This is a genomic window from Streptomyces sp. NRRL B-1347 (assembly GCF_000720325.1).
GTDB lineage: Bacteria > Actinomycetota > Actinomycetes > Streptomycetales > Streptomycetaceae > Streptomyces.
In genome coordinates this window covers 20,006-43,293 of record NZ_JOJM01000067.1, presented here as the reverse complement: position 1 = coordinate 43,293, position 23,288 = coordinate 20,006, and the positions used below count along the sequence as shown (strand labels likewise).

19 protein-coding genes are annotated in these 23,288 nt (G+C 72.2%); 16 read left to right on the top strand and 3 right to left on the bottom strand.

Going from position 1 to position 23,288, the window contains the following annotated elements; translation table 11 throughout:
* Nucleotides 1–406: 406 nt before the first annotated feature.
* Both IG74_RS0136810 and metH read right to left on the bottom strand, forming a co-directional pair.
* A complete protein-coding gene (locus IG74_RS0136810; protein ID WP_030686288.1) occupies nucleotides 407–1,117 on the bottom strand; it encodes an HAD family hydrolase in 711 nt (236 codons plus the stop codon).
* Nucleotides 1,118–1,238: 121 nt separating this feature from the next.
* Nucleotides 1,239–4,769 carry a methionine synthase gene (metH, locus tag IG74_RS0136805; protein WP_030686285.1) on the bottom strand — a complete coding sequence of 1,177 codons (3,531 nt, stop codon included), beginning with the start codon at nucleotides 4,767–4,769 and terminating at the stop codon, nucleotides 1,239–1,241.
* A 298-nt stretch (nucleotides 4,770–5,067) separates the two neighbouring features.
* Between metH and IG74_RS0136800 the strand changes: the two genes are divergently transcribed.
* The 8 genes from IG74_RS0136800 to mtnB all read left to right on the top strand — a co-directional run bounded on the left by IG74_RS0136800 (nucleotide 5,068) and on the right by mtnB (nucleotide 13,471).
* Nucleotides 5,068–5,832: an IclR family transcriptional regulator gene (locus tag IG74_RS0136800; RefSeq protein ID WP_030686283.1), complete on the top strand. Its 765-nt coding sequence runs from the start codon at nucleotides 5,068–5,070 to the stop codon at nucleotides 5,830–5,832.
* Between the two features lie 394 nt (nucleotides 5,833–6,226).
* A complete protein-coding gene (locus IG74_RS0136795) occupies nucleotides 6,227–7,012 on the top strand; it encodes an MIP/aquaporin family protein (RefSeq protein WP_030686282.1) in 786 nt (261 codons plus the stop codon).
* 46 nt (nucleotides 7,013–7,058) lie between these two features.
* Nucleotides 7,059–8,597 carry a glycerol kinase GlpK gene (gene glpK / locus IG74_RS0136790; protein ID WP_030686271.1) on the top strand — a complete coding sequence of 513 codons (1,539 nt, stop codon included), beginning with the start codon at nucleotides 7,059–7,061 and terminating at the stop codon, nucleotides 8,595–8,597.
* A gap of 30 nt (nucleotides 8,598–8,627) precedes the next feature.
* Nucleotides 8,628–10,247 carry a glycerol-3-phosphate dehydrogenase/oxidase gene (locus tag IG74_RS0136785; RefSeq protein WP_030686269.1) on the top strand — a complete coding sequence of 540 codons (1,620 nt, stop codon included), beginning with the start codon at nucleotides 8,628–8,630 and terminating at the stop codon, nucleotides 10,245–10,247.
* A gap of 165 nt (nucleotides 10,248–10,412) precedes the next feature.
* On the top strand, nucleotides 10,413–11,477 hold the full coding sequence (locus tag IG74_RS0136780; protein ID WP_030686266.1) for an LLM class flavin-dependent oxidoreductase: 1,065 nt from the start codon (nucleotides 10,413–10,415) through the stop codon (nucleotides 11,475–11,477).
* Between the two features lie 79 nt (nucleotides 11,478–11,556).
* On the top strand, nucleotides 11,557–12,150 hold the full coding sequence (locus tag IG74_RS0136775; RefSeq protein ID WP_030686264.1) for a 1,2-dihydroxy-3-keto-5-methylthiopentene dioxygenase: 594 nt from the start codon (nucleotides 11,557–11,559) through the stop codon (nucleotides 12,148–12,150).
* Complete coding sequence (mtnC, locus tag IG74_RS0136770; RefSeq protein WP_030686263.1) at nucleotides 12,147–12,869, top strand: acireductone synthase; 723 nt, start codon at nucleotides 12,147–12,149, stop codon at nucleotides 12,867–12,869. Before IG74_RS0136775 ends, mtnC begins: the two co-directional genes overlap by 4 nt.
* A complete protein-coding gene (gene mtnB / locus IG74_RS0136765) occupies nucleotides 12,866–13,471 on the top strand; it encodes a methylthioribulose 1-phosphate dehydratase (protein WP_030686262.1) in 606 nt (201 codons plus the stop codon). Before mtnC ends, mtnB begins: the two co-directional genes overlap by 4 nt.
* Before the next feature lie 21 nt (nucleotides 13,472–13,492).
* Here mtnB and mtnA read toward each other — a convergent pair whose 3' ends face one another.
* Nucleotides 13,493–14,536, bottom strand: coding sequence for an S-methyl-5-thioribose-1-phosphate isomerase (gene mtnA / locus IG74_RS0136760; RefSeq protein ID WP_030686261.1), 1,044 nt, complete (start codon nucleotides 14,534–14,536; stop codon nucleotides 13,493–13,495).
* Nucleotides 14,537–14,713: 177 nt separating this feature from the next.
* On the opposite strand from mtnA, the gene IG74_RS0136755 reads away from it, so the two are divergent.
* The 8 genes from IG74_RS0136755 to IG74_RS0136720 all read left to right on the top strand — a co-directional run bounded on the left by IG74_RS0136755 (nucleotide 14,714) and on the right by IG74_RS0136720 (nucleotide 23,178).
* A complete protein-coding gene (locus tag IG74_RS0136755) occupies nucleotides 14,714–15,514 on the top strand; it encodes a nucleoside phosphorylase (RefSeq protein ID WP_234334568.1) in 801 nt (266 codons plus the stop codon).
* 37 nt (nucleotides 15,515–15,551) lie between these two features.
* Nucleotides 15,552–16,874, top strand: a complete 1,323-nt coding sequence (locus IG74_RS0136750; RefSeq protein ID WP_030686259.1) for an amidohydrolase — start codon at nucleotides 15,552–15,554, stop codon at nucleotides 16,872–16,874.
* The gene (locus IG74_RS0136745; protein WP_030686258.1) at nucleotides 16,871–17,500 is read left to right on the top strand and encodes a sulfite oxidase-like oxidoreductase; all 630 of its coding nucleotides are present in this window, start codon (nucleotides 16,871–16,873) and stop codon (nucleotides 17,498–17,500) included. Before IG74_RS0136750 ends, IG74_RS0136745 begins: the two co-directional genes overlap by 4 nt.
* Nucleotides 17,493–18,245 (top strand): ferredoxin reductase, encoded by a 753-nt coding sequence (locus tag IG74_RS0136740; RefSeq protein WP_030686257.1) that lies wholly within the window; start codon nucleotides 17,493–17,495, stop codon nucleotides 18,243–18,245. The genes IG74_RS0136745 and IG74_RS0136740 overlap by 8 nt, the downstream gene beginning before the upstream one ends.
* A gap of 114 nt (nucleotides 18,246–18,359) precedes the next feature.
* Entirely contained in the window at nucleotides 18,360–19,031 is a 672-nt protein-coding gene (locus tag IG74_RS0136735) for a FadR/GntR family transcriptional regulator (protein ID WP_030686255.1), read from the top strand.
* Between the two features lie 158 nt (nucleotides 19,032–19,189).
* On the top strand, nucleotides 19,190–20,329 hold the full coding sequence (locus IG74_RS0136730; RefSeq protein ID WP_078869366.1) for a PAC2 family protein: 1,140 nt from the start codon (nucleotides 19,190–19,192) through the stop codon (nucleotides 20,327–20,329).
* Nucleotides 20,330–20,675: 346 nt separating this feature from the next.
* Nucleotides 20,676–22,430 carry a S8 family peptidase gene (locus IG74_RS0136725; protein WP_030686249.1) on the top strand — a complete coding sequence of 585 codons (1,755 nt, stop codon included), beginning with the start codon at nucleotides 20,676–20,678 and terminating at the stop codon, nucleotides 22,428–22,430.
* 64 nt (nucleotides 22,431–22,494) lie between these two features.
* On the top strand, nucleotides 22,495–23,178 hold the full coding sequence (locus tag IG74_RS0136720) for a hypothetical protein (RefSeq protein ID WP_030686248.1): 684 nt from the start codon (nucleotides 22,495–22,497) through the stop codon (nucleotides 23,176–23,178).
* Nucleotides 23,179–23,288: the final 110 nt, after the last annotated feature.

The following is a 23,288-nucleotide window of genomic DNA, read 5'->3' as shown; positions in this document are numbered from 1 at the left end:
CGCAGAGCTACCTCGCCGGACTCCATCTCCGCGCCTCCATGATCTGGATCAACGACCTCACACGAACCAATCCTTGATCACGACTCGATACAGGCCCTAGGAGCGTTGACGGAGACCGGAGTTGGGCTGCCATCACGCAGGGATACCGGGCGTGGACGCACCGATAACCCGACACCGGAAGGTTTCGTGCACCGCCGGTCCAATCAGGACACAAGGACATGCCTCAACCGGGGCGCACCACCCCACCTGCACAAGTGCTCGCAGCTGTCGACCCTCTTCCCAGTGGGAAAGGTCACACTTTCAACTGGGCGCGCTGTCTGGGCTTTTCGGCCATGGGCAGGTGGTTGGCTGGTTCCCCACAACCCCGGAGGCGGTCGGGCGCCGGGTGCCGGAGCGCCCCGGGCGCTCAGTTGCGCGCCGCAGGCGTGCTCATCAGGCCGTGCAGGAACGACAGGTCGACGTGTTCGAGAGAGGGTACGACGGTCCGGCCCGCGGCCGGGCCTATGGGGGCCACGGACGGCACGGCCACCACGCGGCAGCCCGCGGCCTCGGCGGCGGCCACGCCGGTCGCGGTGTCCTCGATGACCGCGCAGCGGGCCGGGTCGGCGCCGAGGCCGGACGCGGCGAGCAGATACGGGTCGGGGTGCGGCTTGGTGCGGGCCACCTCGTCGCCCGCGACGGTCAGCGCGAAGTGGTGGGCGCCGATGGAGCCGAGGACGCGGTCGATGATGCGCCGGTGCGAGGCGGAGACCAGGGCCATCGGCACCTCGTGGGCGGAGAGCTCGGCGAGGAGTCTGGCGGCGCCGGGCATCAGCGGCAGGGCGCGGCTGATGCGGTCCTCGAAGCCGTCGTTGAGCAGGACCGTCAGCTCGTCGAGGGTGATGTCGGCGCCGGTGGCCTCGATGAGGAAGCCCGCGCTGCGGGACATGGGGCCGCCGACGACGACGTCGCGCCAGGCCTCGTCGAGCGAGTGGCCGAGCGCGGCGAACACCTCGACCTCGGCGTCCCACCAGAAGCCCTCGGTGTCGACGAGCGTTCCGTCCATGTCGAGGAGAACGGCCTGCAGGGCGGAGCCTTCGGCCGTTCGGGTACCGAGCGCGGGGACCGTACTGGTCATCCGTACACCTCCATGAGGGACGAGAAGGCCGGTCCCCAGAAGGAGACCGGCCTGTACTGGACCGACCAGTGTACGACTCGTCCGGCGCGAACGCTCTTGAGTAAGGACCGGTGGGACGGCCTCAGCGCGCGTTGAAGTACTTCGCTTCCGGGTGGTGGATGACGATGGCGTCCGTGGACTGTTCGGGGTGGAGCTGGAACTCCTCGGAGAGCTCGACGCCGATGCGCTCGGGCCGCAGGAGCTCGGCGATCTTCGCGCGGTCCTCCAGGTCCGGGCAGGCGCCGTAGCCGAGCGAGAAGCGCGCGCCGCGGTACTTGAGCGCGAACATGTCCTCGACGTCGGCGGGGTCCTCGCCGCCGAAGCCGAGCTCGGCACGCACGCGTGCGTGCCAGTACTCGGCGAGGGCCTCGGCCAACTGCACGGACAGGCCGTGCAGTTCCAGGTAGTCGCGGTAGGAGTCGGAGGCGAAGAGCTCGGCGGTGGCCTCGCCGATCCTGGAGCCGACGGTGACGACCTGGAGGCCCACCACGTCGGTCTCGCCCGACTCCTCGGGCCGGAAGAAGTCCGCGAGGCACAGGTGGCGGCCGCGGCGCTGGCGCGGGAAGGAGAAGCGGGTGCGCTCGTTGCCCTGCTCGTCCAGGATGATCAGGTCGTCGCCCTTGGAGACGCAGGGGAAGTAGCCGTAGACGACGGCGGCTTCGAGCAGGCCCTTGGTCTGCAGGTCGTCGAGCAGACCGCGGAGCCGGGGCCGACCCTCGGTCTCGGCGAGCTCCTCGTACGTCGGCCCGTCGCCGGTGCGGGCCTGCTTCAGGCCCCACTGGCCCTTGAACAGGGCGCCCTCGTCCAGCCAGGAGGCGTACTCCTTGAGCTGGATGCCCTTGATGACGCGGGTGCCCCAGAACGGCGGCGTGGGCACGGGGTTGTCGATGGCGACGTCGGAGCGGGCCGGGCCCTCGGGCTCCTTGACCTCGACCGCGGCCGCGTCCCGCTTGGGCACGCGGCGCTGCTTGAGCTCGGGCAGGGTCGCGCCGGGCACGCCGCGCTTGACCGCGATGAGGGCGTCCATCAGGCGCAGGCCCTCGAAGGCGTCGCGGGCGTAGCGGACCTCGCCCTCGTAGATCTCGTGCAGGTCCTGCTCGACGTAGGCGCGGGTGAGGGCGGCGCCGCCGAGGATGACCGGGTAGTCGGCGGCCATCTGGCGCTGGTTGAGCTCCTCCAGGTTCTCCTTCATGATCACGGTGGACTTGACCAGGAGGCCGGACATGCCGATGACGTCGGCCTTGTGCTCCTGCGCGGCTTCGAGGATCGCGGCCACGGGCTGCTTGATGCCGAGGTTGACCACGTTGTAGCCGTTGTTGGACAGGATGATGTCGACGAGGTTCTTGCCGATGTCGTGGACGTCGCCGCGCACGGTGGCCAGGACGATGGTGCCCTTGCCCTCGGCGTCGGACTTCTCCATGTGCGGTTCGAGGTGGGCGACCGCGTTCTTCATGACCTCGGCGGACTGGAGCACGAACGGCAGCTGCATCTGGCCGGATCCGAACAGCTCGCCGACGACCTTCATGCCCTCCAGGAGGGTGTCGTTGACGATGTCGAGGGCCTTGCGGGTCTCCAGGGCCTGGTCGAGGTCGGCCTCCAGGCCGTTGCGCTCGCCGTCGATGATGCGGCGCTGGAGGCGCTCCTCCAGCGGCAGGGCCGCCAGCTCCTCGGCCTTGCCGGCCTTGAGGGACTTGGCGGTGGCACCCTCGAACAGCGCCATCAGCTTCTGCAGCGGATCGTAGCCCTCGGCGCGGCGGTCGTAGATCAGGTCGAGGGCGGTGGTGACCTCCTCGTCGCTGAAGCGGGCGATCGGCAGGATCTTCGAGGCGTGCACGATCGCGGAGTCCAGGCCCGCCTTGACGCACTCGTCCAGGAAGACGGAGTTCAGCAGGATGCGGGCGGCCGGGTTGAGGCCGAAGGAGATGTTGGAGAGGCCGAGCGTGGTCTGGACGTCCGGGTGGCGGCGCTTGAGCTCGCGGATCGCGTCGATGGTCGCGATGCCGTCCTTGCGGGACTCCTCCTGACCGGTGCAGATGGTGAAGGTCAGGGTGTCGATGAGGATGTCCGACTCGTGGATGCCCCAGTTGCCGGTGAGGTCGTCGATGAGCCGCTCGGCGATCTCGACCTTCTTCTCCGGGGTGCGGGCCTGGCCCTCCTCGTCGATGGTGAGGGCGATGAGGGCGGCGCCGTGCTCCTGGGCGAGTTCGGTGACCTTGGCGAAGCGGGACTCGGGGCCGTCGCCGTCCTCGTAGTTCACGGAGTTGATGACGGCGCGGCCGCCCAGCTTCTCCAGGCCCGCCTGGATGACGTCGACCTCGGTGGAGTCGAGGACGATGGGCAGCGTGGAGGCGGTGGCGAAGCGTCCGGCGAGCTCCTCCATGTCCGCGACGCCGTCACGGCCCACGTAGTCGACACACAGGTCGAGCATGTGGGCGCCCTCGCGGATCTGGTCGCGGGCCATCTCCACGCAGTCGTCCCAGCGGGCGGCCAGCATGGCCTCGCGGAACTTCTTGGAGCCGTTGGCGTTGGTGCGCTCGCCGATCGCGAGGTACGACGTGTCCTGGCGGAACGGGACAGTCTGGTAGAGCGAGGCGGCGCCCGGCTCGGGGCGCGGGTCGCGCGCGGCCGGGGTGAGACCGCGCACCCGCTCGACGACCTGGCGCAGGTGCTCGGGCGTCGTACCGCAGCAGCCGCCGACGAGGGACAGGCCGTACTCGTTGACGAACGTCTCCTGGGCGTCGGCCAGCTCGGCGGCCGACAGCGGGTAGTGGGCGCCGTCCTTGCCGAGGACGGGCAGGCCCGCGTTGGGCATGCAGGCGAGCGGCACGCGCGAGTGGCGGGCCAGATAGCGCAGGTGCTCGCTCATCTCGGCCGGTCCTGTCGCGCAGTTCAGACCGATCATGTCGATGCCGAGGGGCTCCAGGGCGGTGAGCGCGGCGCCGATCTCCGAGCCGAGGAGCATCGTGCCGGTCGTCTCGACGGTGACGGAGCAGATCAGCGGCAGGTTCGAGCCGGTGGCCTCCAGGGCGCGGCGGGCGCCGAGCAGGGCCGACTTGGTCTGCAGCAGGTCCTGGGTGGTCTCCACCAGGAGCGCGTCGGCGCCGCCCGCGATCATGCCCTCGGCGTTCTGCTGGTAGGCGTCGCGCAGCAGGGTGTACGGGGCGTGGCCGAGGGTGGGCAGCTTGGTGCCGGGGCCCATGGAGCCGAGCACCCAGCGCTGCTGGCCGGTGCGCGCGGTGAACTCGTCGGCCACCTCGCGGGCGATGCGGGCGCCGGACTCGGAGAGCTCGAAGACGCGCTCGGGGATGTCGTACTCGGCGAGGGCGGCGTAGTTCGCGCCGAAGGTGTTGGTCTCGACGCAGTCGACGCCCGCGGCGAAGTACTCCTCGTGCACGGAGCGCACGATGTCGGGACGGGTGACGTTCAGGACCTCGTTGCAGCCTTCCAGGTTCTGGAAGTCCTCGAGGGTGGGGTCCTGTGCCTGCAGCATCGTGCCCATCGCGCCGTCGGCCACCACCACGCGGGTGGCGAGCGCCTCGCGAAGGGCGTCGGCTCGGTTCCCGGCGGAGGCGTCCGCTGCGGAAACGGATGAGGGGGTCGGCGACGAGGCCATGAATGAGCTCCCTGGAGTGCGACGGCTGTCGGCTTTGCGGCTTCCCGTGGAAGGCGCACCCGGTCAGCGTAGCCGGGACGGGCGTTCTGGTGTGAGGGCATTCCACGGGACGGACGTGTGGCTGGAAATCGCCGTCGGAGGGCCCGCCGCGCAACGAGGGAGCGCTCACCCTTAGCCAGAGGTCGGCAACGACCGATAGTGTTCAGCATTGCCGAACGGCGACCCCGTTGGCGAGGAGCCGCGGAACCAGTGCCCGGCACACAGGGGTGCGGGACACGGGATGGAGGAAAGGGCTGCGATGGCACGCAACATCCAGTCGCTCGAACGGGCCGCGGCGATGCTGCGCCTGCTCGCGGGCGGCGAGCGCCGGCTCGGCCTCTCGGACATCGCCTCCGCCCTCGGCCTGGCCAAGGGCACGGCCCACGGCATTCTGCGCACCCTCCAGCAGGAGGGGTTCGTCGAGCAGGACGCCGCGTCGGGGCGCTACCAGCTGGGCGCGGAGCTGCTGCGGCTCGGCAACAGCTACCTGGACGTGCACGAGCTGCGGGCCCGCGCCCTGGTGTGGACCGACGACCTGGCCCGCTCCAGCGGCGAGAGCGTGTACCTGGGCGTGCTGCACCAGCAGGGCGTGCTGATCGTGCACCACGTCTTCCGGCCCGACGACAGCCGCCAGGTCCTGGAGGTGGGGGCCATGCAGCCGCTGCACTCCACGGCACTCGGCAAGGTGCTCGCGGCCTACGACCCGGTGGCGCACAGCGAGGCCCTGGAGAGCGAGCGGCGGGCGTTCACGGACCGCACGGTCTGCGGCCCCGAGGAGTTCGAGGGGGTCCTCGACCTCACGCGGGCACGCGGGTACGCGACCGACGAGGAAGAGACCTGGGAGGGGATCGCCTCCGTGGCCGCGCCCATCTACGACCGGCGGCGGATGCCGGTGGGGGCGGTCGGGGTCACGGGTGCCGTCGAGCGGGTGTGCCCGGACGGGGAGCTGCGGGCCGAGCTGATCGCGGCGGTGCGGGACTGTGCGCGGGCGGTTTCGCGGGACCTGGGCGCCAGCCGCTTCTGACCGCCGGTGGGGCCTCGCGGGGCGCCCCGGGCCCGCCCCTTCCCGAACAAGGGGGCTCCGCCCCCTTGGACCCCCGTTTTTCGGCGCTCCGCGCCTCGTCCTCAAACGCCGGACGGGCTAGAAGGTGCCCGGTGCGGGCCGACGCCCTCATGCCCTGCCCACCGATAGGGCGAAACGATCAATAACGATCGTGTTTTCAATTACAGAAGTCTTGACGCGCTGGTAACCCCGGAGTCAGACTCGCGTCCACCGGTCGGCATTGTCGAACAGCTAACGGCATTACGCGTTAGAGTGGGGCGAGCCAAGGGCCGGCAACGCTCTCACCTGAGGGCGCGGACCACCGGAGGGACCCGGGGTTCGGCTTTCCCCTGGACGAAGGACAAAGGAGTCGCGGGTGTCCAGCCACGACATCTTCCTCGGCGAGACCATCGGTACCGCCGTTCTCATTCTGCTGGGCGGCGGCGTGTGCGCCGCCGTCACGCTCAAGCGCTCGAAGGCCAAGGACGCCGGCTGGCTCGCCATCACCTTCGGGTGGGGCTTCGCGGTCCTCACCGCCGCCTACCTGGCCGGTGGCGTCTCGGGCGCCCACCTGAACCCGGCGGTCACCATCGGCCTCGCCGTCGAGGGCGGCACCAAGTGGGGCGACGTACCGCTCTACCTGGGCTCGCAGCTCCTGGGCGCCATGATCGGTGCCGTGCTCGTGTGGGCGACGTACTACGGGCAGTTCCAGGCCCACCTCACGGACCCCGAGATCATCAAGGCGCAGCCCGCCGAGGAAGGCCTCGTCGACCAGAAGGCGGCCCCCGCGGCCGGTCCCGTGCTCGGCATCTTCTCCACCGGTCCGGAGATCCGGAACGCCGTGCAGAACCTCATCACCGAGATCATCGCCACGACCGTGCTCGTCCTGGCGATCCTCACCCAGGGCCTCAACGACGGCGGCAACGGCCTCGGCACCCTGGGCGCCCTGATCACCGCGCTCGTCGTGGTGGGCATCGGCCTCTCGCTCGGCGGCCCCACCGGTTACGCCATCAACCCGGTCCGCGACCTTGGTCCCCGCATCGTCCACTCGCTGCTCCCGCTCCCCAACAAGGGTGGCTCCGACTGGTCGTACGCGTGGATTCCCGTGGTCGGTCCGCTGATCGGCGGCGCTCTCGCCGCTTACATCTTCAAGCTGTTCTGAGCGAACCCGCCGACCACACGACCACGACGTACTTGAGGAGCACACCGTGACCGACGCGCACACCGCAGGCCCCTTCATCGCGGCCATCGACCAGGGCACCACGTCCAGCCGCTGCATCGTCTTCGACCGGGACGGCCGCATCGTCTCCGTCGACCAGAAGGAGCACGAGCAGATCTTCCCCAAGCCGGGCTGGGTCGAGCACAACGCCACGGAGATCTGGACCAACGTCCAGGAGGTCGTCGCCGGAGCCGTCGAGAAGGCCGGCATCACCCGCGACGACATCAAGGCCATCGGCATCACCAACCAGCGTGAGACCACGCTGCTGTGGGACAAGAACACCGGCGAGCCGGTGTACAACGCCATCGTCTGGCAGGACACCCGCACCGACGCGCTCTGCAAGGAGCTCGGCCGCAACGTCGGCCAGGACCGCTTCCGGCGCGAGACCGGTCTGCCGCTGGCGTCCTACTTCGCCGGCCCCAAGGCCCGCTGGCTGCTCGACAACGTCGAGGGCCTGCGCGAGCGCGCCGAGGCGGGCGACATCCTCTTCGGCACCATGGACTCCTGGGTCATCTGGAACCTGACGGGCGGTGTGAACGGCGGCAAGCACGTCACCGACGTCACCAACGCCTCCCGCACCATGCTGATGGACCTCCACAGCATGCAGTGGGACGAGCGGATCTGCGACTCCATCGGCGTGCCGATGCAGATCCTCCCCGAGATCCGCTCCTCCGCCGAGGTCTACGGCGAGGTCACCGGCGGCAAGCTGGGCGACCTGCTCGGCGGCATCCCCGTCGCCTCCGCCCTCGGCGACCAGCAGGCGGCCCTGTTCGGCCAGACCTGTTTCGAGGAGGGCGAGGCCAAGTCCACGTACGGCACCGGCACGTTCATGCTGATGAACACCGGTGAGAAGGCCATCAACTCCTACTCGGGGCTGCTCACCACCGTGGGCTACCAGATCGGCGACCAGAAGCCGGTCTACGCCCTGGAGGGCTCCATCGCCGTCACCGGTTCGCTGGTGCAGTGGATGCGCGACCAGATGGGCCTGATCAACTCCGCCGCCGAGATCGAGACGCTCGCGTCCTCGGTCGAGGACAACGGCGGCGCCTACTTCGTCCCGGCCTTCTCCGGTCTGTTCGCACCGTACTGGCGCTCCGACGCCCGCGGTGTGATCGCCGGTCTGACCCGGTACGTCACCAAGGCGCACATCGCGCGCGCCGTCCTGGAGGCCACCGCCTGGCAGACCCGCGAGATCACCGACGCCATGACGAAGGACTCCGGCGTCGAGCTCGCGGCCCTCAAGGTCGACGGCGGCATGACCTCCAACAACCTGCTGATGCAGACCCTCTCGGACTTCCTGGACGCGCCCGTGGTGCGTCCGATGGTGGCCGAGACGACCTGCCTCGGCGCCGCATACGCCGCCGGCCTCGCCGTCGGCTTCTGGTCTTCCACCGACGACCTGCGCGCCAACTGGCGCCGGGCCGCCGAATGGACCCCCCGCATGGACGCGGACACCCGCGCCCGTGAGTACAAGAACTGGCTCAAGGCCGTGGAGCGGACCATGGGCTGGCTCGAAGACGAGAGCTGACCACAGCTCAGCTGACGAGGAGCAATAACCATGACCACCCTAGAGAGCGGCCCCGTCATCTCGGCACTCGGGACGCCGCCGGCGGCCGGCGGCAACCCGAGCCGTGCCGAGACCCGGGAACGCCTTTCCAAGGCGGCGTACGACCTCCTGGTGATCGGTGGCGGCATCCTGGGCATCTCCACCGCCTGGCACGCCGCGCAGTCGGGTCTCAGGGTGGCCCTGGTGGACGCCGGCGACTTCGCCGGCGCCACCTCCTCCGCCTCCTCCAAGCTTCTCCACGGCGGTCTGCGCTACCTGCAGACCGGCGCGGTGAAGCTGGTGGCGGAGAACCACTTCGAGCGGCGTGCGGTGTCGCGTCAGGTGGCACCGCACCTCGCCAACCCGCTCACCTTCTACCTGCCGGTGTACAAGGGCGGCCCGCACGGTGCCGCCAAGCTCGGCGCGGGCGTGTTCGCCTACTCGGCGCTCTCCGCGTTCGGCGACGGCGTCGGCCACCTGCTCTCCCCCGCCAAGGCGGCGCAGGACGTGCCGGAGCTGCGCACCGACAACCTGAAGGCCGTCGCGGTCTACGGCGACGACCAGATGAACGACGCCCGCATGGCCCTGATGACGGTCCGCGCGGCCGTCGAGGCGGGCGCCGTGGTCCTCAACCACGCCGAGGTCACCGGCCTGCGCTTCAGCAACGGCCGGGTCACGGGCGCGGACCTCAAGGACCGCCAGTCCGGCGACGAGTTCGGCGTCAGCGCCCGGCTCGTCCTGAACGCCACCGGTCCCTGGGTCGACCACCTGCGCAAGATGGAGGACCCGAACGCGGCGCCCTCCATCCGCCTGTCCAAGGGCGCGCACCTGGTGCTCAAGCGCACCGCCCCCTGGAAGGCCGCGCTCGCCACGCCGATCGACAAGTACCGCATCACGTTCGCCCTGCCGTGGGAGGACATGCTGCTGCTCGGCACGACCGACGAGGAGTACGAGGGCGACCCGCGCGACGTCTCGGTCACCGAGAAGGACACCGCGCAGATCCTGGACGAGGCCGCGTTCTCCATCCGCGACCAGCAGCTGTCCCGGGACCTGATCACGTACTCCTTCGCGGGTCTGCGGGTGCTTCCGGGCGGTCCCGGCGACACCTCGAAGGCCAAGCGCGAGACGGTCGTCACCGAGGGCCGCGGCGGCATGCTGTCGATCGCGGGCGGCAAGTGGACGACGTTCCGCCACATCGGCCGCACCATCATGAAGAAGCTGGAGTCGCTGCCGGGCCACCCGCTGGGCGACGACTACGAGCCGATCTCCACGTTGCCGAAGAAGCTGCCGCTGCCCGGCATCGCCAACCCGCGCGCGGTCGCCCACCGGCTGCTCGTCGACGGCCCGGCCCCCGGCCCGCGCATGGCGCCGGACACCGCCCGCCACCTGGCGACGCACTACGGCTCGCTGTCCTTCGACATCGCCCGCCTGGCGAACGAGAACCCGGAGCTCGCCGAGCGCGTCCACCCGGACGCCCCGGAGATCTGGGCGCAGGTCGTGTACGCGCGCGACAACGAGTGGGCCGAGACGGCCGACGACGTGCTGCGCCGCCGTACGACGCTGACGATCCGCGGTCTGGCCACGGACGAGATCCGCGGCAAGGTCGAGGACCTGCTCGGCAAGAAGAGCTGACCTCAGGGCAGTAGGTGCACTAGTGCACTAGGTAAGGGGCGGTCGCCATGGCGACCGCCCCTTACTCGTGCCTCGCTCATGCCTCACTCATGCCTCGCGTGTGCTTCCCCGGGGGTGCCATACCGCCGCCACACCCCGGCAACGTTCGGCCCGCACATTTGAAGCATGAAGTTTCAGGTGCTTTCCCTCATCTCCCACTCCCCGCACCCGCTGACCGGTGAACTCCCCGCCGCGGCCGACCGGTTCGCCGACGTCGTCGAGGTCGGCGTCGAGGCGGAGCGGCTCGGGTACGACGCGTACGCCGTGGGCGAGCGGCACGCGGGCGACTTCCTGTCGTCGAGCCCGACGGTCGTCCTCGGCGCGCTTGCGGCCCGCACGTCCCGCATCCGGCTCCTGACCGGAGTCACCGTCGTCGCCATCCTCGACCCGGTGCGGATCGCCGAGGACTACGCGACGCTCGACCAGCTCTCGCGCGGGCGCGTGGAGCTGGTCATCGGCAAGGGCGCGGAGGCCGGCCACTTCGATCTGTTCGGGCTCGACGAGGCGCGCCAGTGGGACCTCCAGGAGGAGAAGTACGAGCTGCTCCGGCGGCTGTGGCGGGAGGAGAACGTCGACTGGCGGGGCGAGTTCCGTCCCGCCCTGAAGGACGTGACGACGGTGCCGCGCCCGTACGCGGGGGCGCCGCGCGTCTGGCACGGCTCCGCGACCTCCCTCAACTCCCCCGAACTCGCCGCCAAGCACGGCGATCCGCTGTTCACCGCCAACGCGATCCAGCCGCGCGCGGCGTACGCGAAGCTGATCGCGCACTACCGCGAGCGGTTCGAGGCCCACGGCCACGACCCCGCCGACGCCCATGTGGCGGCGGGCTCGGGCGGGCTGCTCATCGCCGACAGCGCGGAACGGGCGGTGAGCCGCTACCGGGACCTGTACGAGGCGAAGGTGCGCCAGACCTTCAAGCCCCACCTGGAGGGCAAGGCGGGCTACAACACGCCCTTCCGCACCATCGAGGAGGCGATCGCCGACGGGCCCCAGCTCATCGGCTCGCCGCAGCAGATCATCGACAAGATCCTCGGCTACCACGAGGTGTACCGGCACGACCTGCAGTCCATCTCCGTCGACGGCTTCGGCCTCCCGCGCGGCGAACAGGTCGAGACCCTCCAGCGGTTCGCGGAGGAGATCGCGCCGGTGGTGCGCAGGGAGGCGCCGTCCCGGCTGTGGGACCCCTCGTGACGGCGGCCCGGGCCGGGCTACGATCCGCACAGGCGTCCGGCCGACGCACGCACCGCAGTCTGCCCCTTGGGAGCGACCGATGACCCTCCTCACGACCTGGCCGGAGTCCGGCCCCGAGACCGTCGTGCGCCGCACGTCGGACCCCGTCGAGATCGCCGCCGCACTCGCGCCCCTGGGCGTGCGCTACGAACGGTGGCCGGTGCGCGAGGACGTACCGGCCGACGCGGACGGCGACACCGTGTTCGCCGCGTACGGACCGGAGATCGACAAGCTCAACGCCGCGGAGGGCTTCCGCACCGTCGACGTCGTCGCGCTGCACCCGAGCGACGCCCCGGACTGGCCGGTAAAGGCACGGGCGGCCCGCGAGAAGTTCCTCGCCGAGCACACGCACGACGACGATGACGAGGTGCGCTTCTTCGTCGCGGGCGCGGGGATCTTCTATCTGCACGTACGCGGCGAAGTGCACGCCGTCTACTGCGAGAAGGGCGATCTGCTCGGGGTGCCGCGCGGCACGGCGCACTGGTTCGACATGGGCACCACGCCCTCGTTCACGGCGATCCGCTTCTTCCACGAGGAGGACGGCTGGATCGGCACCTTCACCGGCAGCGACATCGCCGGGCGCTTCCCGGACTTCGACACGATCCACTCCGGTCACGCGGGGTCGGCGGCGTGAGCGTGGACTTCGGGGCCGGCGCCGTGGACGCGGTGGTGCTCGACATCGAGGGCACCACCAGCGCCACCGGGTTCGTCGTGGACGTCATGTACCCCTACGCCCGGGAGCGGTTCGGCGCGCTGCTCGGCGAGCGGTCCCACGAGGCCGTCGTCGCGCGGGCCGCCGCCCAGGTCCGCGAGGAGATCGGGGAGCCCGACGCGGACGCCGTACGGATCGAGAAGGTCCTCGGCGCCTGGATCGACGAGGACCGCAAGGCGACTCCGCTGAAGGCGCTCCAAGGCGTCGTCTGGGCGGAGGGCTTCGCGCGCGGCGACCTCGTCGCGCCCTTCTTCGACGATGTCGTGCCGCGGCTGCGGAGCTGGTACGCGGCCGGGATCCGGCTCTATGTGTACTCGTCGGGGTCGGTGGCGGCGCAGCGCGCGTGGTTCGCGCACTCGACTCACGGGTCGCTCACCGGCCTGGTCAGCGGCTGGTACGACACGGAGAACGCGGGGCCCAAGCAGGACCCCGGCTCCTACCGGGCCATCACCGCCGCGGTCGGCGTGCCGCCCGGCCGCACGGTGTTCCTGTCCGACCGGCTCGGCGAGCTGAACGCGGCCCGGGAGGCCGGGTGGCGGACGGTCGGCGTGCGCCGTGCCGGGGAGCCGTACTTCGCCGACGGCGTCGGCGGGCATCCGGAAGTGGGGTCGTTCGACGAGGTGGGGCTGGAGGCGTCGTGAGCGAACTCGACCTGGACATCGGTCTCGCGGAGGCCGGGGCGGTGCTCGCGGCGGAGGCCGCGCGGTTCGCCTCCTTCGGCTGGATGCGCGGGACCTCGGGGAACCTCTCCGTGGTCGTCTCGCGGGCCCCCGTACGGCTGGCCGTGACCGCCAGCGGGCTCGACAAGGGCGAACTGACCGCCGCGGACGTGGTCCTGACGGACGCGGAGGGCGCCGCGGTCGGCGCCGGGCGGCCGTCGGCCGAGGCGGCCCTGCACGCGCGCGTGGTACGGCTCACCGGGGCGGGTGCCGTCGTGCACGTGCACACCGTGGCGTCGGTGGCCATGGGACGGCGGCGGCCGGAGGGGATCGAGTTCCGGGACCTGGAGATGCTCAAGGGCCTCGGGCACAAGACGCACGAGGTCGCGGTGGTCCTTCCGGTGATCGAGAACAGCCAGGACATGGCGGAGCTCGGGGACCGTCTGGAGGCGGCGCTGCGGCCGGGGATGCCCGCGGTGGTCGTGGCGGGGCACGGCCTCTATGTGTGGGGCGACGACCCGCGGCAGGCGCGGCACCGCGCCGAGGTCGTGGAGTGGCTCCTCGAACTGGCCCTGGCCGGGTGACCCGCGCGAGGGCACGGGGGGCTACAGCGGCAGCTCCCCCTTCGCCACCTCGCGGACGCCCCGCTCGGTGACCAGGGCGGTCACCAGCGTGCCCGGGGTGACGTCGAACGCGGGGTTGTGGCCGCGCGAGGCGGCGGAGGCGGTGCGGACGCCCGCCCACTCCAGGACCTCGTCACCGGCGCGCAGCTCGATGGGGATGTCCGCCCCGGAGGCCGTGGCGAGGTCCACGGTCGTGCTGGGCGCGGCCACCACGAAGGGGATGCCCGCGTGCGCGCAGGCCAGGGCGATGCCCACGGTGCCCACCTTGTTCGCGGTGTCGCCGTTCGCGGCGATCCGGTCGGCGCCGACGACCGCCGCGTCGACCTCGCCGCGCAGGATGACGCCCGCGGCGGCCGCGTCCGCCTGCACGTAGTGCGCGATGCCCGCACGGGTGAGCTCCCAGGCGGTGAGCCGCGCGCCCTGGAGCAGCGGCCGGGTCTCGTCGGCGTAGACGGTGTCGAGGCGGTCGCGCCGGTGCAGCTCCCGGATGACGCCGAGGGCCGTGCCCCAGCCCGCCGTGGCGAGCGCGCCGGTGTTGCAGTGCGTGAGGACGCGCAGCGGCCGGTCCCCACCGAGGCGTTCGAGGAGCCAGTCGGCGCCGTGCCGGCCCATGGCGTGGTTGGCCGCGAGGTCCTCCCCGACAACGGCGTCCGCCTCGGCGAGCACCGCGCGCAGGCCCTCGTCGAGGCGCGCGGCGACGCGGTCCACGCAGGTCATCAGGTTGACAGCGGTGGGGCGTGCCGCGCGGACGCGGGCGACTTCGGCGTCGACCCGCGCGCGGTCCCAGCCCTCGCGCTCCCCCTGGAGCAGGGCGAGGGCGACGCCGTACGCCCCGGCCGCGCCGATGGCGGGCGCGCCGCGCACCACCAACCGCACGATGGCGTCCACGAGTTGGTCGACCGTGCGCACGTCGAGGCGCTTCAGGTCGTGCGGCAGTGCCGTCTGGTCGATGAGGGAGAGCGCGGGGCCGCTGTCGGTGTCCGCCCAGACGACGGCCCTGAGGTCCTCGGTGCTCGCCTTGCTCATGTGGGTCAACTCCCGGTGGCGGGTGCGGGTTCGGCTCGCGCGACGGCAGGTGCGGCCACCGTACCGGACCAGCCGGAACGGCAGTTCGACGCCGCTCGCCCACCCCGGCGCGGGCGCCGCGCCCGGCTTTCGGCACACTTCCCCCGAAGCCCACGGAGTCCAGCCAGGAGCGCGCCCATGACCATGCCACCGGCGTCCGCCGCGTCCCCCGCACCGCTGCCCATCACCGGCGTCCCGCGCACCGGCCTGCCGCCGTACGCCGTCGTCGTCGGCGACCCCGCCCGCGCGGCGGCCGTCGCGGAGCTCCTCGACGACGCCAAGGAGGTGTCGTACCGGCGCGAGTACCGCACCTTCACCGGCAGCTGGCGGGAGCTGCCCGTCGTCGTGTCCTCACACGGCGTGGGCGCGCCCGGGGCGCTGCTGCTCTTCCAGGAGCTGGCGCAGGCGGGTGTGACGCATTTCATCCGGCTCGGCACGGCGGGCGCGATCCGGCGCGGCATCGCGGACGGCGATCTGGTGATCGCGGACGCGGCGGTGCGCGACGACGGCGTGACGGGGCAGCTGATCCCGGCCGAGTACCCGGCGTTCGGGGCCCCGGAGGCGGTGCTCGCGCTGCAGCGGTCCGCCCGTGCCGCCGGGGCCCCGCACCACCGGGGCGTGGTGTGGACGCGGGCCGCCTTCCAGCCCGGCTTCGTGGCGCTGCCCGCCGATGCGTACGAGCGGGCGGGCGTCGCCGCGATCGAGATGGAGCTGAGCGCCCTGTACGTGTTCGCCTCGACGCGCGGCCTGGTCGCGGGCGGCGCGCTCGTCGTGGACGGCGCGAACGCCGACGAGCTGGTCGACGAGGAGGCCACCGGCGGCTACGACCCGCACCGGTCGGTGGTCGCCGACGGAGTCTCCCGCGGCGCCCGGATAACCTTGGACGCGCTGCGCCTGTTGGCCGCCGACGTCCCGGCGCAGGCCGGAGAGACCCGGTGAGAACCGCCCGCGGAAACACCCTGGAGATACGCGCCACATGCTCCCCATAGACCTCCTCGTCCACGGCGGCGACGTCCTGACCGTCGACGCGTCCGGCACCGTGGTGAGCGACGGCGCCGTCGCCGTGCGCGCCGGCGAGATCGTGGCCGTCGGCCCCGCCGAGCGGCTGCGCGCGCAGTACGCCCCGGCCGAGGAGATCGACGCGCGCGGCTGTCTGGTCCTGCCGGGGCTCGTCAACACGCACACGCACCTGGCGATGACGCTCCTGCGCGGCACCGCCGACGACGTCACCCTCCAGGGCTTCCTGGAGCGGGTCGTGCCGCGCGAGGCCGAGCTGCTCACGCCGGAGACCGTCGCGGTGGGCCTGCGGGCGGCGATCGCCGAGTCGGTGCGCGGCGGCGTGACCACCGCGCTCGACATGTACTGGTTCCACGAGGCCGCCGAGGAGGTGGCGCGCGAGGCCGGGTGGCGGCTGCTGACCGGGCCGACGTTCATGGACGTGCCGGAGCCGCCGGACGGCCGCCCGTACGCGGAGCGGCTCGGCTGGGCGGGTGCCCATCTGGCCGCCCGCACGGCCGCGCCGGGCACCCGTCCCGTCCTCTTCGCGCACTCCGCGTACACTCTCGCGCCCGACCAGCTGGCCGCGATCAGCGCGCTCGCCCGCGCCCACGGCGCCCTGCTGCATCTGCACGCCGCGGAGAACGCGGCCGAGGTGGCCATGGTCACCGAGCGGTACGGCATGCGCCCGGTGGAGCTCCTGGACTCGCTCGGCGTGCTCGGCCCGGACACGCTCCTGGCGCACGCCGTCGAGCTGACCGACGCGGAGATCGCGGCGCTCGCCCGCACCGGCACCGCCGTCGCGCACTGCCCGGCGTCGAACCTGAAGCTGGGCTGCGGCATCGCCCGCGTACCGGACCTGCTCGACGCGGGCGTCACCGTCGGCATCGGCACGGACGGCGCTGTGAGCTCGAACACCCTCGACGTGCTCGGCGCGGTCCGGCTCGCGGCGCTCGTGCACAAGGCGGGCGGCGACCCGACAGCGGTCGGCGCCGAGCAGGCCGTGCGGATGGCCACCGTCGAGTCGGCGCGGGCGCTCGGCCTCGGCGACCAGCTCGGCTCCCTGGAGCCCGGCAAGCGCGCGGACCTCATCGTCGTCGGCCTCGACCGGCCGCACCTGGCGCCGCGCCACGACCCGTACGCGACGCTCGCCTACGCCGCCGCTGCCGCCGACGTGCGCGACACCGTCGTCGACGGCCGCGTCCTGATGCGCGACCGCGTCCTGCGCACCCTCGACGAGCCGCACGCGCTGCGCGCCCTGGCCGACGCCGTGGCCCCGACCGAACCCGCGTACCTGTCATGACCTCCCCGAACCCCGCACCGACCCGCGGCTTCACCGGCCGCGCCCGCGCCGCCGACCGCGACCCGCGCCTGCCTCCGGGGCAGTACGACGCCCGCGACACCTGGCCCGTGCTCTCCGCCGAGGTCACGCCGCGCCTTGCCGCCGCCGACTGGACGTTCCGCGTCGGCGGGCTCGTGGCGCGGCCGCGCACCTGGACCTGGGACGAGGCGCACGCGCTGCCCGCGTCCGAGTACCGGGGCGACATCCACTGCGTGACGAGCTGGTCCAAGTTCGGCGTGCGCTTCGGCGGCGTGAGCCTGGACGCGTTCCTCGCCGGGGCGGGCGGCCCGCTGCCCGCCGCCACGCACGTCGTCGCGTACTCCCACACCGGATACACCGCGAACCTGCCGCTCGCCGACGTGACCGGCGGCCGGGCCTGGATCGCCTGGGAGTACGACGGGGCGCCGCTGCCGCCCGAGCACGGCGGGCCCGCCCGGCTCGTCGTCCCGCACCTGTACTTCTGGAAGAGCGCCAAGTGGATCGCGGGCCTGGAGCTCCTCGACCACGACGAGCCGGGCTTCTGGGAGAAGAACGGCTATCACCACCGGGGCGACCCGTGGCACGAGGAGCGGTACGCCGGTGACTGAGCACTCCACGGGGGCCTTCGTCCCCCCGACCGCCTTCGCCGTGCCCGGGCGCATCGCCGTGAGCGAGCAGGCCGCGGCCCACTGGCAGCAGGCCCTGATCACGGAGATCCGCCGCGAGACGCACGCCGCCGCGACCTTCCGGCTCAAGGTGCCCGACTGGCAGGGGCACCTGCCGGGCCAGCACCTGATGCTGCGCCTGACCGCCGCGGACGGCTATGTCGCCCAGCGCCACTACTCGCTGGCCTCCGCGCCCGACGACAGCGGCGAGATCGAGCTGACCCTGGACCACGTGCCGGGCGGCGAGGTCTCCGGACACCTGCACACCGTCGCGCGCGAGGGCGACACCGTGGAGGTGCGCGGCCCGCTGTCCGGCTTCTTCGCCTGGCCGGGCGACCGGCCCGCGCTGCTGCTCGGGGCGGGCTCCGGCGTGGTCCCGCTGATGTCGATGATCCGCCACCACCGGCGGGCCGGCCTGACGATGCCGCTGCGCCTGCTCGTCTCGGCCCGCACCCGCGCGGACCTCCTCTACGCCGACGAGTACGGCGCCGAGACGGACGTGATCCTCACCCGCTCCGAAGGACGCCTCGACGCCGGGCACTTGGCGCACCACCTCGGCGCCGGTCGGCCCGCTGACGGCTGGGAGGCGTACGTCTGCGGCTCCAACGGCTTCGCCGAGCACGCCTCGCGGCTCCTGGTGGAGGGCGGGCAGCCGGTGGACCGGATCAGGATCGAACGCTTCGGCTGAACCCCGTTCCGCCCGGGGCGCCCAGGGACATAATGTGCCGATACATCGGATGTCTATTTCCACACTGGGCATCCGGTGTCCGTTCCTGCTGCTCTCCACCGAGGCGAGGTCCCCATGGCTGTCACGGACGAGGCCATCGAAAAGATCAAGGGCATGATCGTCTCGGGTGCGCTGCGCCCCGGCGACCGGCTGCCCAAGGAGAGCGAACTGGCCGCCGAACTCGGCCTGTCCCGCAACTCGCTGCGCGAGGCGGTGCGCGCGCTCTCCCTGATCCGCATCCTCGACGTACGGCAGGGCGACGGCACGTACGTCACCAGCCTCGATCCCCAGCTGCTCCTGGAAGCTCTGAGCTTCGTGGTCGACTTCCACCGCGACGACACGGTCCTTGAGTTCCTCGCCGTACGCCGCATCCTGGAGCCCGCCGCGACGGCGATGGCGGCCGCGCGGATCAGCGAGGCGGAACTGGACACCCTGACGGAGCAGTTGGACGCCCTCGGCGCCGCGCCGTCGGTGGAGGAGCTGGTGGCCTGCGACCTGGAGTTCCACCGGGGCATCGTCCAGTCGTCGGGGAACTCCGTCCTGTGCTCGCTCCTCGACGGCCTGTCCGGGCCGACGACGCGGGCCCGCGTCTGGCGCGGCCTCACCCAGGAGGACGCGGTCAGCCGCACCCTGCACGAGCACCGGGCGATCCTCGCCGCCCTGCGCGACCGGGACGCGGAGGCGGCCAGGTCCTGGGCGACCGTGCACATCGCGAGCGTGGAGCAGTGGCTGCGCTCCACGCTCTGAACTCCGCGCTCCGCGGCTCCACCCGAAGCGGCAGGAGTGAGGTGCGGATGACCTGGGCAGTGATCCGGCACTCGGCGCCGCCGGGGGGCTGCGGAGGCCCCCGCGGGACGCCGTAAGGTTGGGGCGTACTTAGAGGAGAACGTCGGAAGGAGGCCTGGGTGATCGAGCTCGAGGGGGTACCCGAGCTGATCGACCCGGTCATGGTGGCCGCGTTCGAGGGCTGGAACGACGCCGGCGACGCCGCCTCCACCGCGGTCGCGCATCTCGACAAGGAGTGGAAGGGCGAGGTCTTCGCGGCACTGGACGCGGAGGACTACTACGACTTCCAGGTCAACCGCCCCACGGTGTGGCTGGACGGCGGCGTGCGCAAGATCACGTGGCCGACGACCCGGCTCTCGGTCGTCCGCGTCGGCGGCGACAAGCCGCGCGACCTGGTCCTGGTGCGGGGCATCGAGCCGTCCATGCGCTGGCGTTCGTTCTGCAACGAGCTGCTGGGCTTCGCCCACGAGCTGGGCGTCGAGCTGGTCGTGATCATGGGCGCGCTGCTCGGCGACACCCCGCACACCCGGCCGGTTCCGGTCAGCGGCGTCACCTCCGACGCGGACCTGGCGCGCACCATGGACCTGGAGGAGACGAAGTACGAGGGCCCGACGGGCATCGTCGGCATCCTCCAGGAGGCGTGCACGCACGCGGGCGTCCCGGCGGTCAGCCTGTGGGCCGCCGTGCCGCACTACGTCTCGCAGCCGCCGAACCCGAAGGCGACGCTCGCCCTCCTCAACCGCCTGGAGGACCTGATCGACCTCAGGATCCCGCTCGGCGAGCTGACGGAGGACGCGCGCGCCTGGCAGCTGGGCGTCGACCAGCTGGCGGCCGAGGACAGCGAGGTCGCCGAGTACGTCCAGTCCCTGGAGGAGGCCCGCGACACCGCGGAGCTGCCAGAGGCCTCGGGCGAGGCGATCGCCCGCGAGTTCGAGCGCTATCTGCGGCGGCGCGACGGGGGCGGCCCCGGCCAGGTCGGCGGCGTCGCGTCGGAGGGCGAGGGCGCGGCCTATCTGCGGGACGCGCCGAGCGAGCGCACCCGCCCGCCGAAGCCGCAGCCGCGCCCGGACACAGGCCCGGAGTCCGGCACCGGCGCCACGGCCAGACCCGCGGCGGACGACAAGTCCGAGGACAGGACGGGCGACAAGCCGGACGACGAGCCGGGCGACAAGCCCCAGGGCAAGGCGGACACGGCGGAGCCGGGCCAGAAGCCCGGCACCGCGCCGGACGCCGAGCCGGGGGATTCCTCCGAGGACTGAGCGTCGCACCGGTCAGGACTGAGCGGCCGTGTCGGTCGGGACCGAGCGACCGCGCCGGTCAGGACTGAGCGGCCGCGCCGAGGGACGCGTCGGCCCGTCCGGCAGCACGAAGGGGCGGCACCCGCACGGGTGCCGCCCCTTCGTGCGCTCGCACCCCATCCGTCTCGCTGCTTTTGGCCGGTATGCGGCGTGACACGGGATTGTCGATGAATTGCACACGGTTCCCCAATCAACTTCTGTTCAAACGCAGTTGAGGGAAAGGGGTCTGGACGTCCCGGCCTGGCGGTAGCAGGGTGTGCAGCGACCGAACGCCCGGGGTGCGGAAACCGAAGGGAGCGGTGAAGCGATGACCGACCAGGTGCGGCAGGGCGGCGATCCGGGAGGCAGTGGCCCTGGACCCGACGGAGCGGGATTCACCTATCGGGCGACCGAGCAGGAACTCATCGTCGTCGCGCGGCCGGAGGCCCGGCTGCGCGCCCAGGAGCACGGCGTCCGCTCGGCGACGGGTGCCGACGTCTCGGCCCTGAACATGTTCCTCAGCGACGAACAACTCACCCTGGAGCCGCTGTTCGGCAGCGAGGACCGGCTCCAGGCGTCGGTGGCGGGCAGCCTGGACGACGTGCCCGACCTGACCCTCTTCTACCGGGTGCGCGGCGGCACGGACCGCGCCCCCGAACTGCGCGCGCGGATCTCGGCGCTGCCCGGCATCGACACGGCGTACGTCAAACCCGGCGCCGTCCCCGCCACGCTGGGCACGATCGGCCAGCAGGGCGGCGGCAGCGAGCCGGACGAGGGCCGGCGCCGCAAGGAAGGTGCGCCGGTCACCCCCGACTTCACCGGCCGTCAGGGCTATCTGCGCCCGGCCCCCGAGGGCGTGGACGCGCAGTGGGCCTGGCAGCGGCCCGGCGGCGGCGGTGACGGCGTGACCGTCATCGACATCGAGGGCGCCTGGCAGCTCAGCCACGAGGACCTGTCCGCGAGGCTCGCGGGCGTGGTCATCGGCACCCCGATCCAGGACCTGTCGTGGCGCAACCACGGCACCGCCGTGATCGGCGTAATCGGCGGCGACCGCAACGGGTCCGGGGTCACCGGCATCGTGCCGGACGCCGTGACGGCGGCCGCGTCCTTCCTGCCCAGCGGCACCGCGGCGACCATCCACGCGGCCGCGGACCGGCTCGGGCCCGGCGACGTCATCCTCATCGAACTGCACCGGCCCGGACCGAGGTTCGACTTCGAGGACCGCGACGACCAGCGCGGCTACATCGCCGTCGAGTGGTGGCCCGACGACTACGCGGCGGTCCGCTACGCCACGGCCAAGGGCATCGTCGTCGTCGGGGCGGCGGGCAACGGCGCCGAGTCGCTCGACGACGCGCGCTACGAGCGCCGTCCGGACGAGTTCCCGTCCTGGTGGCGCAACCCGTTCAACCCGTCCAACCCGTCGTCCGAAGCCGTCCTGGTCGGCGCGGGCGCGCCGCCGCCCGGCACGCACGGCCGCGACCACGGCCCGGACCGCTCGCGCCTGGCGTTCTCCAACTACGGGGCGCGCGTGGACGCGCAGGGCTGGGGCCGCGAGACCACGACCACCGGCGGCTTCTGGAACCAGCCGGGCGACCTCCAGGGCGGTGTGGACGAGATCGCCTGGTACACCGACACGTTCTCCGGCACGTCGTCGGCGTCCCCGATCGTGGTCGGCGCGATCGTCTCGCTGCAGGGCATGCTCAAGGCGGCGGACCAGCAGCTGATGACGTCCGCACGCGCGCGTGCGGTGCTGCGGGCGACGGGCTCGCCGCAGCAGGACGCGCCGGGCCGCCCGGCGTCGCAGCGGATCGGCAACCGCCCCGACATCAAGGCGGCGGTCACCAAGCTCCTGCCGTCGGCGGTGGGCTCGGGCCGCGCCGAGCGCTACTGGGACGAACTGCTCCCCTATCCGCCGGAACTCCCGCCGCGCCTGCGGCTCTTCGTGACCGGGGAGTGGCGCAACCTGAACCATCCGACGCCCGAGATCCGCCAGGCGGTGCACTCCGCCTTCGCGGGCGGGTCCCCCGACGTACGCGTCTGGTTCGCGGGCGACGAGGTCGTGGGCCTGGTCGTCACGGGCTGAACCACCGCGGCAAGCACAGGAAGCAAGGCAAACGGACCGACCATTGACGGAAGGTGGCACCCGCATGAGCACCACCCCGCAAATGAGTCAGCTGGGCCAGCAGTACGGTCAGCAGCCCTTCGGCTCGCAGCAGTACGGCCAACAGCAACCGTTCGGCCAGCAGCAGCCGTTCTCGCAACAACAGCCGTTCTCCCAGCAGCAGCCCTTCGGCCAGCAACAGCAGCCGTTCTCACAGCAGCAGTACGGCCAGCAGGGCATCGGCCAGCAGCACGGCCAGCAGGGCCCGAGCACCGCGCCGCCGCAGACCGGTCAGCAGGGCCAGATCGGCCAGCAGCGGCCGTTCGGCCAGCAAGGTCAGCAGCAGCCCTTCGGCCAGCAGCAGATCCAGGGCCAGCAGATCCCGCCGCACCTGCGCCAGCAGATGCAGCAGCTCGGCCAGCAGCAGCCGTTCCAGCAGCTGCTCCAGCAGCTCGGGCAGCAGCAGGTCCCGCAGGCGCAGGCGCCCACGATCTCCACGCAGGCCCTGTCGGGCAACGTGGCGGAGAGCTTCTGGGACGTCATCCAGCCCCTGCCCGGCCAGGCCACGCTGCTCTATCTGCACGTGGACGGCGACTGGCGCGTCTTCATCAACCCGCTCGACCGCACCCGCGACCAGGTGCAGGAGGCCTTCGCGTACGGGCAGCCGGTCATCGGCTACTACGACACCAACAACCCGGGCATCCTGCTCGCCATCGTGATCACCAGGTGACCCGTACGGCAGCCGTGTGAGGCACCGGTGGGACGGCGGCGCCGGGCGGAGTCCTTCCCGCCCGGCGCCGCTCGCCGCTGTCCGCGTACTCGCCAGAGCGCGGCTACGGA

Excerpts from the sequence above, each read along its gene's own strand:
- IG74_RS0136720 (WP_030686248.1), top strand. The coding sequence starts at position 22,495 with ATGAGCACCACCCCGCAAATGAGTCAGCTGGGCCAGCAGTACGGTCAG.
- IG74_RS0136780 (WP_030686266.1), top strand. The coding sequence starts at position 10,413 with ATGAAGTTTCAGGTGCTTTCCCTCATCTCCCACTCCCCGCACCCGCTG.
- IG74_RS0136800 (WP_030686283.1), top strand. The coding sequence starts at position 5,068 with ATGGCACGCAACATCCAGTCGCTCGAACGGGCCGCGGCGATGCTGCGC.
- IG74_RS0136735 (WP_030686255.1), top strand. The coding sequence starts at position 18,360 with ATGGCTGTCACGGACGAGGCCATCGAAAAGATCAAGGGCATGATCGTC.
- IG74_RS0136785 (WP_030686269.1), top strand. The coding sequence starts at position 8,628 with ATGACCACCCTAGAGAGCGGCCCCGTCATCTCGGCACTCGGGACGCCG.
- IG74_RS0136745 (WP_030686258.1), top strand. The coding sequence starts at position 16,871 with ATGACCTCCCCGAACCCCGCACCGACCCGCGGCTTCACCGGCCGCGCC.
- metH (WP_030686285.1), bottom strand. The coding sequence starts at position 4,769 with ATGGCCTCGTCGCCGACCCCCTCATCCGTTTCCGCAGCGGACGCCTCC.
- IG74_RS0136725 (WP_030686249.1), top strand. The coding sequence starts at position 20,676 with ATGACCGACCAGGTGCGGCAGGGCGGCGATCCGGGAGGCAGTGGCCCT.
- mtnA (WP_030686261.1), bottom strand. The coding sequence starts at position 14,536 with ATGAGCAAGGCGAGCACCGAGGACCTCAGGGCCGTCGTCTGGGCGGAC.
- IG74_RS0136755 (WP_234334568.1), top strand. The coding sequence starts at position 14,714 with ATGACCATGCCACCGGCGTCCGCCGCGTCCCCCGCACCGCTGCCCATC.
- IG74_RS0136775 (WP_030686264.1), top strand. The coding sequence starts at position 11,557 with ATGACCCTCCTCACGACCTGGCCGGAGTCCGGCCCCGAGACCGTCGTG.
- IG74_RS0136810 (WP_030686288.1), bottom strand. The coding sequence starts at position 1,117 with ATGACCAGTACGGTCCCCGCGCTCGGTACCCGAACGGCCGAAGGCTCC.
- IG74_RS0136750 (WP_030686259.1), top strand. The coding sequence starts at position 15,552 with ATGCTCCCCATAGACCTCCTCGTCCACGGCGGCGACGTCCTGACCGTC.